The 14,741-nt window shown below is 63.7% G+C and carries 13 protein-coding genes; 12 read left to right on the top strand and 1 reads right to left on the bottom strand.

From position 1 onward, the window contains the following. The first annotated feature begins 60 nt into the window (after nt 1-60). The 3 genes from AB4097_RS04160 (at nt 61) to AB4097_RS04150 (ending at nt 3,083) form a co-directional block, all read left to right on the top strand. On the top strand, nt 61-1,113 hold the full coding sequence (locus tag AB4097_RS04160) for an enoyl-CoA hydratase/isomerase family protein (protein WP_442037339.1): 1,053 nt from the start codon (nt 61-63) through the stop codon (nt 1,111-1,113). Then, nucleotides 1,113-1,574 (top strand): hypothetical protein, encoded by a 462-nt coding sequence (locus AB4097_RS04155; RefSeq protein WP_442037338.1) that lies wholly within the window; start codon nt 1,113-1,115, stop codon nt 1,572-1,574. Before AB4097_RS04160 ends, AB4097_RS04155 begins: the two co-directional genes overlap by 1 nt. Nucleotides 1,575-1,826: 252 nt before the next feature. Then, the gene (locus AB4097_RS04150) at nt 1,827-3,083 is read left to right on the top strand and encodes a L,D-transpeptidase family protein (protein WP_442037337.1); all 1,257 of its coding nucleotides are present in this window, start codon (nt 1,827-1,829) and stop codon (nt 3,081-3,083) included. A 106-nt stretch (nt 3,084-3,189) separates the two neighbouring features. On the opposite strand, the gene AB4097_RS04145 is transcribed toward AB4097_RS04150, so the two are convergent. Next, entirely contained in the window at nt 3,190-4,968 is a 1,779-nt protein-coding gene (locus AB4097_RS04145) for a cadherin domain-containing protein (RefSeq protein ID WP_442037336.1), read from the bottom strand. Between the two features lie 248 nt (nt 4,969-5,216). Between AB4097_RS04145 and glyA the strand changes: the two genes are divergently transcribed. From glyA to AB4097_RS04100, 9 genes are all read left to right on the top strand, one after another. Beyond that, nucleotides 5,217-6,515 (top strand): serine hydroxymethyltransferase, encoded by a 1,299-nt coding sequence (gene glyA / locus AB4097_RS04140; protein WP_442037335.1) that lies wholly within the window; start codon nt 5,217-5,219, stop codon nt 6,513-6,515. Between the two features lie 179 nt (nt 6,516-6,694). Next, nucleotides 6,695-7,198 carry a transcriptional regulator NrdR gene (gene nrdR, locus AB4097_RS04135; RefSeq protein ID WP_009491100.1) on the top strand — a complete coding sequence of 168 codons (504 nt, stop codon included), beginning with the start codon at nt 6,695-6,697 and terminating at the stop codon, nt 7,196-7,198. Further along, nucleotides 7,195-8,334 (top strand): bifunctional diaminohydroxyphosphoribosylaminopyrimidine deaminase/5-amino-6-(5-phosphoribosylamino)uracil reductase RibD, encoded by a 1,140-nt coding sequence (gene ribD, locus AB4097_RS04130; RefSeq protein ID WP_442037334.1) that lies wholly within the window; start codon nt 7,195-7,197, stop codon nt 8,332-8,334. Before nrdR ends, ribD begins: the two co-directional genes overlap by 4 nt. Continuing rightward, a complete protein-coding gene (locus tag AB4097_RS04125; RefSeq protein WP_442037333.1) occupies nt 8,334-8,969 on the top strand; it encodes a riboflavin synthase in 636 nt (211 codons plus the stop codon). The genes ribD and AB4097_RS04125 overlap by 1 nt, the downstream gene beginning before the upstream one ends. Nucleotides 8,970-9,147: 178 nt before the next feature. Further along, complete coding sequence (gene ribH, locus AB4097_RS04120) at nt 9,148-9,636, top strand: 6,7-dimethyl-8-ribityllumazine synthase (protein WP_442037332.1); 489 nt, start codon at nt 9,148-9,150, stop codon at nt 9,634-9,636. Nucleotides 9,637-9,638: 2 nt separating this feature from the next. Then, nucleotides 9,639-10,121 carry a transcription antitermination factor NusB gene (gene nusB, locus AB4097_RS04115; RefSeq protein WP_442037331.1) on the top strand — a complete coding sequence of 161 codons (483 nt, stop codon included), beginning with the start codon at nt 9,639-9,641 and terminating at the stop codon, nt 10,119-10,121. Between the two features lie 28 nt (nt 10,122-10,149). Further along, nucleotides 10,150-11,139 (top strand): thiamine-phosphate kinase, encoded by a 990-nt coding sequence (thiL, locus tag AB4097_RS04110; protein WP_442037330.1) that lies wholly within the window; start codon nt 10,150-10,152, stop codon nt 11,137-11,139. Beyond that, complete coding sequence (locus AB4097_RS04105) at nt 11,114-12,343, top strand: MFS transporter (protein ID WP_442037329.1); 1,230 nt, start codon at nt 11,114-11,116, stop codon at nt 12,341-12,343. The genes thiL and AB4097_RS04105 overlap by 26 nt, the downstream gene beginning before the upstream one ends. A gap of 156 nt (nt 12,344-12,499) precedes the next feature. Further along, entirely contained in the window at nt 12,500-14,626 is a 2,127-nt protein-coding gene (locus AB4097_RS04100) for a sodium-translocating pyrophosphatase (RefSeq protein WP_442037374.1), read from the top strand. The last annotated feature ends 115 nt before the right edge of the window (nt 14,627-14,741 follow it).

Here is a 14,741-nt window from a genome sequence, read left to right as displayed (position 1 = left end):
TGTCCATTGACGGCCGGGCGGCGCCTTGTTCTAAGCCGAATTGAAACGAAGGAGTGTTCCATGGACGAGAGCGTTGAAGTCCTCTGCGAGAAGCAGGGCGAGGCGGGCCTCATCACGCTCAACCGTCCGAAGGCGCTCAACGCCCTGACGCTTACCATGGTGCGCGAGATGCGCCGCGCCCTCGATTCCTGGGCGCAGGATCCGGCCGTGACGCGGGTCGTCGTCCAGGGCGCGGGCGAGAAGGCCTTCTGCGCCGGGGGCGACATCCGGCAGCTCACGGAAGACCTGAAGGCAGGGCGCCGCGAGGAGGCGCTCGCCTTCTGGCGCGAGGAATACCAGCTCAACATCCGGATCAAGCGCTATCCTAAGCCGTACATTTCCCTCATCGACGGGATCTGCATGGGCGGCGGCGTCGGCGTGTCCCTGCACGGCACCTACCGGGTGGCCGGCGACCGCTATCTCTTCGCCATGCCCGAGGTCGGCATCGGCTTCTTTCCCGATGTGGGCGCGACCTATGCGCTCCCGCGCCTGCCGGGGCAGACGGGGATGTATCTCGCGCTCGCGGGCGAGCGGGTGAAGCGGGCCGACGCGATGATGCTGGGGCTTGCGACCCATGCGGTGCCGAGCGGGAACATCGCTGGCCTGCGCGACGGGCTGATCGGCGGCGACGCCGTCGAGGCGGCGCTTGCCCGGGTCGCGACCGATTCCGACGAGGCGCCCCTGGAAGACCAGCGGGAGCTCATCGATTCCTGCTTCTCCGCCGGGAGCGTCGTCGAGATCCTGAAGCGGCTCGACGCGGCGGCCGAGAGAGGCTCCGAGTTTGCTGCGAAAACCGCCGCGGGCATGCGGCTGAAGTCGCCGACTAGTATGTGCCTTGCCTTCGAGCAGGTGCGCCGGGGCGCCTCGATGGATTTCGAGGACGCCATGAGGACCGAGTTCCGCATCGTCTCACGCATCGGCGACGGCCACGACTTCCATGAGGGCGTGCGGGCGGTGTTGATCGACAAGGACAACCGGCCCGCCTGGCAGCCAGCCTCCCTGAAGGGGGTAGAGAAGGCCGCCATCGAGCATCACTTCGCCGATCTGGGCGACCGGGAACTGGAGATCGGCTGATGTTCCGCAGCGGCAATCAAAGCACGCCCGCCCAGGCGGCCCGGGAATACCTGTCCGACCGCATCGAGGAGCGGCCCGTCGCCACGTCGATCATGCGCTGGAGCTTCGTGCTCACCTGGTTCATGCGGGTCCTGGCGATCCTCTGGATCATGAAGGGCCTGAGCGCCTGGGCGGTGATTCTCGGCGTCTGGACGCCGGTGGGGCATTTCGAGGGGCGCTCGACGGGCTACCAGGCCACCATCATCTATTTCGCCCTGATCGACCTGATCGCCGCCGTCGGCCTCTGGATGGCCAGCACCTGGGGCGGGATCATGTGGCTGCTCGCCATCATGAGCCACCTGATTCTCGCGGCGTTCTTCCCCGGCATCGTCTCCGGTGGCGTCATGATGGTGGCGTTCTTCCTGACCCTGATCGCCGTCTATCTCGGGATCTCTTGGCTGGCCGCGCAGGAGAACCGGTGACGGAGGCGCGCCCTCCTCACGCAGAAGTGTATCCCCAAGAGCACAGTTCAAAGTTACATGTGCCCTGAAAGCGGTTCGCGGACGCCGGGAACAGGAGGCGGGCCGGTTTGCCATAAAACGGCCCCGATGTTCCTTGTTTTCGATACCGTTCTTTAATCCTATCCCGGCACTTATGCTGGGAACGGGGGCATAAGCGGGCGCTCGTCCGCCGTCCTCATATCGACCACTTCTAACCGGGAAGAGCCTGCGCTCATGTTGTCTCGCCGTACCCTCCTGACCGGATCGCTCGCCCTGATCTTCACGCCGGCCACCGTTGCCTTGGCTCAGACCCAGGCCGAGTGGTCGCAGAACTACGAGGCGGTCTCCCGCACCCGCGTTCAGCGCACCTCGACCCCCATGCTCTCGCAGGAATCGCTGGCCGCGACCGAGCAGATGATCGAGTACTACCGCAACATCGCGGCTCGCGGCGGCTGGCAGCCGGTCCAGGGCGTCCAGGGCCTGCGCGTCGGCTCCAAGAGCCCGGCGGTCGTGGCCCTGCGTCAGCGCCTCATCATCACCGGCGATCTCGATCAGGCCGCCGGCGAATCGCCGATCTACGATTCCTACGTCGAGGCCGGCGTGCGCCGCTTCCAGGCCCGCCACGGCATCAGCTCCACCGGCACCGTGACGGCCCCGACGGTCGCCGCCATGAACGTGCCCGTGGACGTGCGCATCCGCCAGCTCGAGATCAACGTCTCCCGCCTGCGCACCCTGGTGGCCGGCGGCCTTCCCAACCGGTACGTGGTCGCCAACATCCCGGCCGCCCTGGTCGAGACGGTGGAGGGCGGCGTCGTCCACACCCGCCACGCCGCCGGCGTCGGCAAGAGCGACCGCCAGTCGCCGCTCCTGAACACCAAGGTGGTCGAGGTCAACTTCAACCCGTTCTGGACCGTGCCCGCTTCGATCATCAAGAAGGACCTGATCCCGAAGATGCAGAAGGAGCCGAACTACCTGACGGACAACAAGATCCGCATCTTCAACGGCAACACCGAGCTTTCGCCCTCGCAGGTGAACTGGTTCTCGGACGAGGCGACCCGCTACCGCTTCCGCCAGGATCCGGGCGGCGAGCTCAATTCCATGGGCTTCGTGCGCATCAACATCCCGAACAAGGATGGCGTCTACATGCACGATACGCCCTCCAAGGGCATCTTCGGCGATGATTTCCGCTTCGTCTCCTCGGGCTGCATCCGCGTTCAGAACGTGCGCGACTACATCGAGTGGCTCCTGAAGGATACCCCCGGCTGGAGCCGCGAGCAGATCGACGCCGTCTTCAAGTCCGGCGACCGCGTGGACGCCCGCCTGTCGCAGCCCGTTCCGATCCACTGGATCTACATGACCGCCTGGGCGACCCCGGACGGCCTCGTCCAGTTCCGCGACGACATCTACAACAAGGACGGCCTCGGCAGCGCGATCCCGGTCGCTAGCCGCACCCCAACCGAACCGGACGAAGAGATGTTCCTGCAGAACTGAGGTTCCGCAGGAACGATACTCTTTATTTACTGCGACAGCCCGCCTTCCGGCGGGCTGTTTTTGTTGAAGACGGGAATATGTGGTGTCGGTCGTGCCGGCGCGACCCTCAGATGACGAAAAAGTGCTGAGAGGTCAGCGCGAGGCCTTTCTTGAGAAGGGCAATCTCAACGGCCAGTTTCGAGCCCGAACCATCAGCATCGTAGGACAATACGCCGGTCTTCTTATTGTAAACCAGATAATTGCTCTTGTTCTTGGAATGATCGCCTATACTGAAAAACTTGGCGTTGAGTTTGCCGGGCTCAGCGGAAGTGCCTTTGCCAAGCTTGGTGAAATACTTGTTGTCGAGCCAGATTGAATCGTCCTTGACGTTGAAGTCGGTAATCTTGTCGAAGTTTACTTTCCGATCCGTTGCGGCTGTGCCCGGCTTCGAATCAAACGCGAAGACGTCTCGACCGAGCCCTCCTGTCAGCGTGTCGTTGGAGAGGCCGCCGAAGATGATCTCATCTGCCGCGGTGCCTTGCAAAATGTCTTTTCTCGACGAGCCTCTGATCGTCGTCAAATCTGTAGCCGGCTGATCAGGTCTGGACGTGCCATCTTCCGGCATATCGGTGACGGCAATCACGAAGGATTTTTCAATAGTCAGGCCACCTCTGTCCGTCGCCTTGACTCTGATCGTATGAGAATGCGCCTGTTCGTAATCGAGCTTGCCCGCATCTTTGACGAATAGCGTGCCATCCCAGCCTAGCGAGAAGCGTCCGCCGGCATCGTCCAAAAGCGAGAAGTTCATGCGATCGCCCTCGTTGGGATCGGAGGCAGTAATCTTGCCCACTTGAGTTCCCGAGCGGGTATTCTCAGCGACTGTCGCCTGAGAAAGAGTCAAGTCCGTCGGCGCATCGTTCTGATATGCGAGGGTGAATTTCGACTTCGCGGACCGATTGCCCGAATCGATCACTTCGACGCTCACTTCGTTGCTCCCGAAGGGCATCGCCGACCCGTTGTATTTGAACGTGACGGCACGGATGAGCTCTTGGACGAGCGCTGGCGTTGCGCTCGCATTGAAGGAGAATCGAAACGTGCCTGCCCAAGTGATGCGCGTCACCGTTCCGATTTCGATGTTGTTGACGAAGACTTTCTCGTTGAAATTTGTTGGCACAAGATCAACGTTTCCAGCTGTATCGATATCGAGCATTGCGTTCGCATCGAAAAAATTATCCAATTCGATATTCATACTACTTAAAATATGGTCTTCAGTGATCACCGCATTCTGACCGATATCGACATGGTAGGTTTGTCCAGCCTGGATCGTCGTTATGTCGCCGCCAATACCGGAAAGCTGCGGTGCCGTATCTGTGCTCGTCACCCCACTGGCATCGGTGATGTTGTCGATGCCCTTGTTGTGAAGAGTCTGCCTCTCGGCTGCCGTGAGGGTGACGCCCTCCAGGACGAGAAGCATTCCCGGCGCATGGCGTCCATATATTTTCTCGGCAAGCGCCTTGCTGTTGACCGTCACCGTGGCGGAGGAAGTCATAGGACTAATCTGAATTGGTCCTATAATTGCTTTGTCACGGAGATCGATGGTTGTGCCTCTGATCTGGAGAAAATCGATATAGCCGTCGCCGCCGCTGTCGTAGGTGGATATTGAGGCCAATTGCGTGCTGGACAATGTAATATAATCTGTCGACGTCGAGCCGCGGATGGTTTCGAATCCGCTCAGAAGTGTCGCGCTCGTAAAATCAAATGACAGTGCGGTGCCTGCGGAAGTGTTCCCGGTCAGTTGAAGGGTATCGTTCCCCAACTTTCCGTCGAAACTGCCTCCGGCCACTTGATTCTCCGCAATAAGGTAGATGTCGTCCCCATCAGTCGGAGTAGTGGTCTGTGTCGCCATGGTGAAACCTCAAATTTGCGCGGCATAGTTGTCTCTAAATAAGTTGTTTACACGTTATTATATATCAATCAACCGCAATAGATGAGCTATGCGTGCCATAAACTCCCACCATTCGTGCAGGGCACCAATGTTCGCCCTGAGGCATGCGACCAGCGGCAAAGGGCGGCTTGGCGCTTTAGGGCCCGGCGTGATAAAGGCCCCACAGGTCGGCGAAAGCTCCTCCGAGAGCGGCAGAAGGTTTGGATCCCATGAGCGAAGCGGCACACAGCCATCTCTCCAACAGCTTTTTCTCGGCGAGCCTTGCCGACAGCGACCCTGAGATCGCCCGCGCCATCGGGCTTGAGCTCGGCCGCCAGCGCGACGAGATCGAACTGATCGCCTCCGAGAACATCGTCTCCCGCGCCGTTCTTGAGGCGCAAGGGTCGGTGATGACCAACAAATACGCGGAAGGCTATCCGGGCCGCCGCTATTATGGCGGCTGCCAGTTCGTGGACATGGCCGAGGAGCTCGCCATCGAGCGCGCCAAGCGCCTGTTCGACTGCAAGTTCGCCAACGTCCAGGCCAATTCCGGCTCCCAGGCCAACCAGGCCGTGTTCATGGCCCTGATGAAGCCCGGCGACACCTTCATGGGCCTCGACCTCGCCTGTGGCGGCCACCTAACTCACGGTTCCCCGGTCAACATGTCCGGCAAGTGGTTCAACGTGGTGAGCTACAAGGTCCGCGAGAGCGACCAGATCATCGACATGGACGAGGTGGCGGAACTCGCCCGGACCCATAAGCCGAAGGTGATCGTCGCCGGCGGCTCGGCCTATTCGCGCTTCTGGGATTTCGCCCGCTTCCGCGAGATCGCCGACGAGGTCGGGGCTTTCTTCATGGTCGACATCGCCCACTTCGCCGGTCTCGTGGCCGGCGGCGCGCATCCGTCGCCGTTCCCGCACGCGCACGTGGTCACCACCACCACCCACAAGACCCTGCGCGGCCCGCGTGGCGGCATGATCCTCACCAACGACGAGGACATCGCCAAGAAGGTCAATTCCGCGATCTTCCCCGGCCTCCAGGGCGGCCCGCTCATGCACGTGATCGCGGCGAAAGCGGTTGCTTTCAGCGAGGCCCTGCGCCCCGAGTTCAAGCTCTATGCCCGCTCGGTGGTCGAGAACGCCAAGGTGCTGGCCGACACCATGCTGGCGAACGGCTATGCCATCGTGGCCGGCGGCACGGACAACCACCTGATGCTGGTGGACCTTCGCCCGAAGAAGCTCACCGGCAAGGCCGCGGAAGCAGCCCTCGGTCGCGCCCATATCACCTGCAACAAGAACGGCGTTCCCTTCGATCCCGAGAAGCCGATGGTGACCTCCGGCATCCGCCTCGGCACCCCCGCCGCCACCTCGCGCGGCTTCGGCGTGGCGGAGTTCAAGCGGGTGGGCGAGCTGATCGTCGAGACCCTGGACGGACTTGCCAAGCACGGCGACGAGGCCAACGCTTCGGTCGAGGAATCGGTCAAGAGCCGGGTCCATGAACTGACCCGCCGGTTCCCGATCTATGGGTGAACCATAGGCTTTAGTGTGTGGCTAGATTTTCACCTCCCACGTCATCACCGGCCTCGTGCCGGTGATCCCGATGCGAGAAGCGCCGCGCTTCACAGCATCGGGATGGCCGGGACAAGCCCGGCCATGACAAGGCATATTGTCCAGAGAATTCCTGACTTCGAATTTCGGGTAGAAGGCTGATGCGTTGCCCTTATTGCGGGAGCCTGGACACCCAGGTGAAGGATTCCCGCCCCACGGACGATTCCTCGTCCATCCGCCGTCGCCGCATCTGCCCGGATTGCGGCGGCCGCTTCACGACCTTCGAGCGTGTGCAGCTGCGTGAGCTGACGGTCCTGAAGCGCTCCGGCCGGCGGGTGCCGTTCGACCGGGACAAGCTCCAGCAATCGGTCGAGGTTGCGCTCCGCAAGCGCCCGGTCGATCCCGAGCGCGTCGAGCGCATGATCAACGGCATCGTGCGCCAGCTCGAGAGCATGGGCGACGGCGAGGTGCCGAGCGAGACCGTGGGCGAACTGGTCATGGAGGGCCTCAAGGGGCTCGACGATGTCGCTTACGTGCGCTTCGCTTCCGTTTACAAGAACTTCCGTGAAGCCAAGGACTTCGAGGAAATTCTTGGCAAGCTGGCTGAAGGCGAGGACGATCTTCCGCCGCCGCCGAAGAAGAAGCGCGCTCCGAGCGAGCCATGAGCGGGTCGGGGGCGACGGGGCAGCATTCCGACAGGGCTGATCGGGACGAGCGCTTCATGCGCCTGGCGATTGCTCTTGGCGAGCGCAATCTGGGGCTCACTTGGCCGAACCCGTCCGTGGGCTCGGTGATCGTGGACGAGAGTGGTGGCGCTCCGGTCATCATCGGGCAGGGCGCCACTCAACCCGGCGGCCGCCCCCATGCCGAGCGGGTGGCCCTGGCCGCCGTGGGCGAACGTGCCAAGGGAGCCACCCTATACGTATCCCTCGAACCCTGCTCGCACTACGGCAAGACCTCGCCCTGTGCGGACGCGGTGGTCGAAGCGGGCGTGGCCCGGGTGGTCTCCGCCCTTGAGGATCCCGATTCCCGCGTGGCGGGGCTCGGCCATGCGCGACTGCGGCAGGCCGGCATCGCGGTGTCGGTCGGATGTCTGGCGAGGTCAGCCCACCGGGCCCATCTCGGCCACATCACCCGCGTGACCAAGGGGCGGCCCGCCGTCACGGTAAAGCTCGCGCGCAGCACCGAGGGCTTGGCCGGTTCCCGTCACGGTACGCGCCTGATGCTCACGGGCGAAATCGCCAATGCGAAGGTCCACCTGATGCGCGCCCATGCGGATGCGATCATGGTCGGGGTTGGAACGGTTCTTGCCGACGATCCGCTGCTGAATGTGCGCCTGCCCGGCCTCGAAGCCCGTTCGCCCATCCGTATCGTGGTCGATTCGAACCTGCGCACGCCTGCGAGCGCGCGCGTCGTCACCGGGGCGCGGGATATCCCGACCTGGGTCGTCACGAGCCTCGCGGCTCCCGTCGAGGCGGAGAAGGCCCTCACAGCCCAAGGCGTCGAGGTGTTGCGTGTCGAGAGCGATGATAGCGGCCGCGTCTCGTTGCCCGAGGCCCTGCAGCTTCTCGGCACGCGCGGCCTCACGCGGATCTTCTGCGAGGGCGGTCCCGGGCTGGCGGATGCGCTGGCCAAAGCCGACCTCGTCGACGAGCTGGTCCTGATCACCGGGCGCTCGGCCAGAGGGCAGGGCGATGTGCCGGCCCTCGGCCCGGCGCTGCAGGACCGGATGGATTTTCTCGATTGCCGGGCCGAGGAGCAGATCGGCCCCGACCTTTTCATGTTCTGGGAGAGACCCTGATGTTCACGGGTATCGTCACCGATGTCGGTGAGATTGCAACCGCCGAGGGCGCTCAGGGAACGCTGAAGCGCCTGCGCATCCACGCGTCCTACGATCCCGCCACCATCGCGCTGGGCGCCTCCATCGCCTGTGGCGGGCCGTGCCTGACCGTCGTCGCGGTCGGCCCGCGCGAGAGCGGCTGCTGGTTCGACGTGGACGCAGCGGCCGAAACCCTCGATCGCACCACCGTGGGCGACTGGCAGGCGGGTACCAAGGTGAACCTGGAGCGCTCCCTGAAGATCGGCGACGAACTCGGCGGCCATATCGTGACAGGGCACGTGGACGGCATCGCGACCATCGTGGCCAAGGAAGCGATTACCGCGGGCGACGACCCGTGGGGCCCAACCGCCCGCTTCACCATCAAGGCGCCGCCTGCGTTGGCCCCGTTCATCGCTGAGAAGGGCTCCGTCTGCCTCGACGGCACGTCGCTCACGGTGAACTCGGTGAACGACGACATGTTCTCCGTGCTCATCATCCCGCATACCCTCGCCGTCACCACCTGGGGCGACCGGCAGGTGGGCGACAAGCTCAATCTCGAAGTCGATCTCATGGCCCGCTATGCCGCGCGGCTTGCGGATGCGCGCCGGGCGGAGTAGGGACGTCTAACGTTTCCCGTATCCTCTATATAGCCCTCATCCTGAGGAGCCGCTGAAAGCGGCGTCTCGAAGGATCAGGGCGTCTCCAGTGCTCTCTGGATCCTCCTTCGAGACGCAGACGTCGTCTGCTCCTCAGGATAAGGTCGGAGACATTGTTGGAATTCTGAACGGATTTCTCATGGTCGCGCCTTCCGATAAGCCGAAAATCCCCCGCTCGCCGGTTCCCGGTGCCCGCATCCTGGTCGTCGAGGCCCGGTTCTACGACGATATCGCCGACGAGCTTCTGCGCGGCGCCAGGGGCGCCGTCGAGGCGGCTCAGGCCACCATGGACGTGCTGACCCTCGACGGCGCGCTCGAGATCCCCGCCACCATCGCCATCGCGCTCGACGCGGCGGAAACGGCCGGCCGGCCTTACGATGCCGTCGTGGCCCTCGGCTGCGTCATTCGCGGCGAGACCGGGCATTACGACATCGTCGCGGGCGAGAGCGCCCGCGCCCTCATGGACCTGTCGGTCGCCCGCAGGATCCCGCTCGCCAACGGCATTCTGACGGTCGAGAATGATCAGCAGGCCTGGACCCGCGCGAGCGTGAATGAATTGAACAAGGGCGGTGGAGCGGTGGATGCGGCTCTGGCCGTGTTGCGCATCAAACAGAAACTGGAGGCCTGATCATGACGAAGCCAGCAGAGCGCTCGGCCGCTCGCCTCGCTGCCGTCCAGGCCCTGTACCAGATGGACGTGTCGGGCAAGACCGTGCTCGACGCGCTCGCCGAGTTCGAGACCTTCTGGATCGGCCGCGAGGTCGAGGGAATCGAGTTCCAGCCCTCGGACAACACCTTCTTCCGCGACATCCTCTCGAACGTGGTCAAGAACCAGCGCGAGATCGACGTGAAGATCGACAACGCGCTCGCCACCGACTGGCCGCTGAAGCGCGTGGAGGCGGTGCTGCGCGCCATCCTGCGCGCGGGCGCCTATGAGCTCATGTTCCGCAAGGATGTGCCGGCCCGCGTCGCGATCACGGAATACGTGGATGTGACCCATGGCTTCTACGGCGAGGACGAGCCGGGCCTCGTGAACGCCGTCCTGGACAAGCTCGCCCGCGAAGTCCGTCCGGGCGAGCTCGAGAAGAAGGCGGCCGGGCAGGGCAAGCGATAGGCATCATGCGGGTGAGGGCGGTCGGCCGATGAGTTCGAGAGAGCGCCCCGGCGAGGACGGCCTCATCGCTCGCTTCTTCGCCCCCATTGCGGGCGAGGGCGGCCTTGGCCTGAAGGACGACGCGGCCCTCCTCACACCCCGGCCCGGCCACGACCTCGTCCTCACCGTGGACGCGCTGGTGGAACGGGTCCATTTCCTTCCCGAGGATGCTCCCGGTTCCATTGCCCGCAAGGCGTTGGGCGTGAACGTCTCGGATCTCGCCGCCAAGGGCGCAGAGCCCGCCGGTTTCCTGCTCAGTCTCGCCCTGCCCGAAACCTGGACCGAAGAATGGCTGGCCGCTTTCGTTGCCGGTCTTGGGGAGGCGGCGCGGGATTTCGCCTGTCCGCTCCTCGGCGGCGACACTGTGAAGACCACGGGTCCCCTGACCCTGTCGATCACGGCGATCGGTGAGGTTCCGACAGACCGCATGGTCCGGCGGACGGCCGCCCAGGTCGGCGATCTAATCTGCGTCACCGGCACCATCGGCGACGCGGCCCTGGGGTTGAGGCTCCGCTCCGCCCCAGCCTGGGCCGAAAACCTGTCCCCGGACGAGAAGGCGCATCTCGCCGACCGCTATCTCCATCCGCAGCCGCGCCATCGCCTGGCGGAGGCTTTGCGCAACCACGCCAGCGCCGCCATGGACGTCTCGGACGGCCTTGCCGGTGACCTCGCCAAGATGTTGCGGGTCAGTGGTGCGAGCGCCCTCATCGATGTCGACCGGGTTCCGCTCTCGGGGGCGGCCGTAAAGGCGGTTCAGGCGGTTCCTGACCTGCTCGATCTCGCCCTGACCGGAGGGGACGATTACGAAATTCTCTGCACTGTGCCGGAAAAGAATCTCGACAGTTTCCGGAAAGAGGCCGATAGGGTCGGGATCGCCCTCTCCGTCATCGGCCGAGTCGTCTCAGAACATGACCTGCCGGTCTTTCGGATGAACGGTCTCGAAAGACGCTACGATGTCGGCTCCTACCAGCATTTCTGATACCTCCTTCCACACGGCTTCCAGCGATTCCATTGCCAAGCACAACGCGGTGGTGCTCGCCGTCGCGATGGCGCTCGGCGGCTCGAGTCCGGCCATCGTCGTGTCCCTCGGCGGCCTGGTCGGACAGGCGCTCGCCTCGAACAAGGAACTGGCGACGCTCCCGGTCAGCCTGCTCAACCTGGGCCTCGCCCTCGGGACGATTCCGGCCGCCATGCTGATGCGTAAGGCGGGGAGGCGCATCGGCTATATCGTCGGTGCCAGCATCGGCCTTGCGGGCGGCTGCTTGGCGGCTTTCGGCATTGCCTCATTCAGCTTCGCCCTGTTCTGCCTCGGCACTCTCATCATCGGGAGCTACGGTTCCTTCAACCAGAGCTACCGCTTCGCCGCGACCGATGCAGCCTCCGAGGCATTCAAGCCGAAGGCGATTTCCTGGGTCATGACGGGAGGGCTCGTGGCCGGAATCATCGGGCCGCAAACCGTGATATGGACGAGGGACGCGGTGGAAGCGGCCCCCTACGCGGGCGCCTTCCTGGGACAGGCGACCCTCGCGATGCTTTCGATGATCACTGTGTCGTTCCTGAGACCCGCCCCCGTGAGCACGGCGTCGGCGAAGTCGGGCGGGAGGCCCCTGTTAGAGATCGTACGCCAGCCCCGTTTCATCGTGGCAGCCGTGACTGGTCTGGTCTCCTACAGCCTCATGACATTCATGATGACGGCGGCGCCCCTGGCGATGATCGGCTGCGGTCACCCGGTCGGCATGGCGGCGCTCGGTATTCAATGGCATATCCTGGCGATGTTCGGGCCGAGCTTCTTCACCGGCCGACTGATCGCCCGGTTCGGCAAGGGGCCCGTGACGGCTACAGGCCTCGTGTTGATCGCTCTTGCCGCCATCGTCGGCCTGTCCGGCATTGGCATCGCCCATTTCTGGTCGGCTCTCGTCCTGCTCGGGCTCGGCTGGAACCTGGGATTTATCGGAGCTACGGCCCTCGTGACCGAGTGCTACCGCCCCGAGGAGCGCGCCAAGGTCCAGGCGGCCAACGACTTCCTCATCTTCGGCTCGGTTGCCGTGGCGTCCTTCTCGTCGGGCAAGCTCCTGAGTGCTGGGGGCTGGGAAAGCGTGAACTGGCTGGTCTTCCCGCCGGTCGTCGTCGCACTACTTCTGCTAGCTTGGCAGCAGAAGACGAAGGTGATCGCACCCGCTTAAAGTATTAAGGCCTTCCTGTGAGTTGCGCCGGTAGGATTGTTGCGTACTGACTAGTTTTTTGCCACCAAATATAGAGTTCGCTGGGGGTAGGGGCCAATCAAGGTCGACGAACAGGCCTTGATGAGCGGCTTTCTGCTTTCCCATAACAAGGATGGCATGATGGCACTCACCCTAATTATCGTGGGCGGCGTTCTCTCGATTGTGTATGGCTTCTGGGCCATTGGCGACGTGATGAAGCGGGACGCCGGTTCTCAGCGCATGCAGGAAATCGCCGGGGCGATTGCAGAGGGCGCGAAGGCCTATCTCCGCAGGCAATATTTCACGATCGGCATCGTCGGCATCATCCTGTTCGCCATCATCGCCTATCTCCTCGGAATCCGTGTCGCCATCGGCTTCGCCATCGGTGCGATCCTCTCCGGAGCGGCGGGTTTCATCGGCATGAACGTGTCGGTCCGGGCCAATGTCCGCACTGCTCAGGCCGCCACGCAGTCGCTTGGCGGCGGTCTCGATGTCGCCTTCAAGGCGGGCGCGGTTACCGGAATGCTGGTTGCAGGCCTCGCCCTTCTCGGCGTGGCGCTCTACTACGGCTATCTGACCCGGGTCGCCGGCCTGAACCCGTCCGATCGCGTGGTCATCGACAGCCTCGTGGCTCTCGGATTCGGAGCCTCGCTGATCTCGATCTTCGCCCGTCTCGGCGGCGGCATCTTCACCAAGGGTGCCGATGTGGGCGGCGACCTCGTGGGCAAGGTCGAGGCCGGCATTCCGGAAGACGATCCGCGCAATCCGGCCACTATCGCCGACAATGTGGGCGACAATGTCGGCGATTGCGCCGGCATGGCGGCGGACTTGTTCGAGACCTACGCGGTGACCGTAGTCGCCACCATGGTGCTCGCGGCGATCTTCTTCGCCGGCCAAGCGACCCTCGACACCATGCTGATGTACCCGCTCGCCATCGGGGCAGCCTGCATCGTCACCTCCATCATCGGCACCTTCTTCGTCAAGCTCGGGCAGAACGAATCCATCATGGGCGCGCTTTACAAGGGCCTCATCGCGACGGGCGTTCTGTCTGCGGCGGCGATTGCCCTCGTCACGTGGCAGATGATCGGTTTCGGGCCGATTGCCGGCTCCAATTTCACCGGTCAGGCACTGTTCTGGTGCGCCATGGTCGGCTTGGCCGTGACGGCGCTGATCGTGGTCATCACCGAGTACTATACCGGCGTGGGCTTCCGTCCCGTCCGGTCCATCGCTCAAGCCTCCGTCACCGGTCATGGCACGAACGTGATCCAAGGCCTCGCTGTATCGTTGGAATCCACGGCACTGCCGACCATCGTGATCATCGCGGGCATCATCGTGGCCTTCAAGCTCGCGGGCCTGTTCGGCATCGCGATTGCCGTGACGGCCATGCTTGCGCTGGCCGGCATGATCGTGGCCCTCGATGCCTTCGGCCCTGTCACGGACAATGCCGGCGGCATCGCCGAGATGGCCGGTTTGCCGAAGGAGGTCCGCAAATCGACGGATGCTCTGGATGCGGTCGGCAACACCACCAAGGCGGTGACGAAGGGCTATGCCATCGGATCCGCGGGCCTCGGCGCCCTGGTTCTGTTCGCGGCCTATACCTCCGACCTGAACTACTTCACGCAGAACGCCACGCAATATCCCTATTTCCAGGGCGTAGCGCCGAACTTCTCACTGACGAATCCCTATGTGGTGGTCGGCCTGCTGTTCGGCGGCCTCATCCCGTTCCTCTTCGGCGGCATCGCCATGACGGCGGTTGGCCGGGCGGCGGGGGCCGTGGTGGAGGAGGTGCGCCGTCAGTTCCGCGAGAGGCCGGGCATCATGGCCGGGACCGACCGTCCCGATTATGGACGGGCCGTCGACATGCTCACCCGCGCGGCGATCAAGGAAATGATCATTCCGTCGCTCCTGCCGGTCCTGGCGCCCATCGTCACCTATTTCGTCGTCTACTGGGTGGCTGGCAAGTCCGAGGCGTTCTCAGCTGTGGGGGCCATGCTGCTCGGCGTCATCGTGACGGGCCTCTTCGTCGCCATCTCGATGACCTCGGGCGGCGGCGCATGGGACAACGCCAAGAAGTCCTTCGAGGACGGGTTCACGGATGCTTCCGGCACGACCCATCACAAGGGCTCGGAGGCCCACAAGGCCTCCGTCACAGGCGACACCGTCGGCGACCCCTACAAGGACACGGCAGGTCCTGCCGTGAACCCGGCGATCAAGATCACGAACATCATCGCCCTGCTGCTCCTCGCGATCCTCGCGCATTCGTAAAGGCGTCGTCCTGCAGCTATCAGAGAACCCGCGGCGAAAGCTGCGGGTTTTTCCGTAGCAGGTTTCACAAAGAGAAAATGGCCGGGGCAGAGCCCGGCCATTGTGAATTCATCCT

This window comes from Microvirga sp. 2MCAF35 (genome assembly GCF_052115545.1).
GTDB lineage: Bacteria > Pseudomonadota > Alphaproteobacteria > Rhizobiales > Beijerinckiaceae > Microvirga.
The sequence above is the reverse complement of the archived record's forward strand: the minus strand, read 5'-3'. Positions and strand labels throughout refer to the sequence as shown.

What these genes read in the sequence shown, in the direction of transcription:
- AB4097_RS04125 (WP_442037333.1), top strand. Translation starts at nt 8,334, where the DNA reads ATGTTCACGGGTATCGTCACCGATGTCGGTGAGATTGCAACCGCCGAG.
- glyA (WP_442037335.1), top strand. Translation starts at nt 5,217, where the DNA reads ATGAGCGAAGCGGCACACAGCCATCTCTCCAACAGCTTTTTCTCGGCG.
- nrdR (WP_009491100.1), top strand. Translation starts at nt 6,695, where the DNA reads ATGCGTTGCCCTTATTGCGGGAGCCTGGACACCCAGGTGAAGGATTCC.
- AB4097_RS04160 (WP_442037339.1), top strand. Translation starts at nt 61, where the DNA reads ATGGACGAGAGCGTTGAAGTCCTCTGCGAGAAGCAGGGCGAGGCGGGC.
- AB4097_RS04155 (WP_442037338.1), top strand. Translation starts at nt 1,113, where the DNA reads ATGTTCCGCAGCGGCAATCAAAGCACGCCCGCCCAGGCGGCCCGGGAA.
- AB4097_RS04145 (WP_442037336.1), bottom strand. Translation starts at nt 4,968, where the DNA reads ATGGCGACACAGACCACTACTCCGACTGATGGGGACGACATCTACCTT.
- ribH (WP_442037332.1), top strand. Translation starts at nt 9,148, where the DNA reads ATGGTCGCGCCTTCCGATAAGCCGAAAATCCCCCGCTCGCCGGTTCCC.
- thiL (WP_442037330.1), top strand. Translation starts at nt 10,150, where the DNA reads ATGAGTTCGAGAGAGCGCCCCGGCGAGGACGGCCTCATCGCTCGCTTC.
- AB4097_RS04100 (WP_442037374.1), top strand. Translation starts at nt 12,500, where the DNA reads ATGATGGCACTCACCCTAATTATCGTGGGCGGCGTTCTCTCGATTGTG.
- ribD (WP_442037334.1), top strand. Translation starts at nt 7,195, where the DNA reads ATGAGCGGGTCGGGGGCGACGGGGCAGCATTCCGACAGGGCTGATCGG.
- AB4097_RS04150 (WP_442037337.1), top strand. Translation starts at nt 1,827, where the DNA reads ATGTTGTCTCGCCGTACCCTCCTGACCGGATCGCTCGCCCTGATCTTC.
- AB4097_RS04105 (WP_442037329.1), top strand. Translation starts at nt 11,114, where the DNA reads ATGTCGGCTCCTACCAGCATTTCTGATACCTCCTTCCACACGGCTTCC.
- nusB (WP_442037331.1), top strand. Translation starts at nt 9,639, where the DNA reads ATGACGAAGCCAGCAGAGCGCTCGGCCGCTCGCCTCGCTGCCGTCCAG.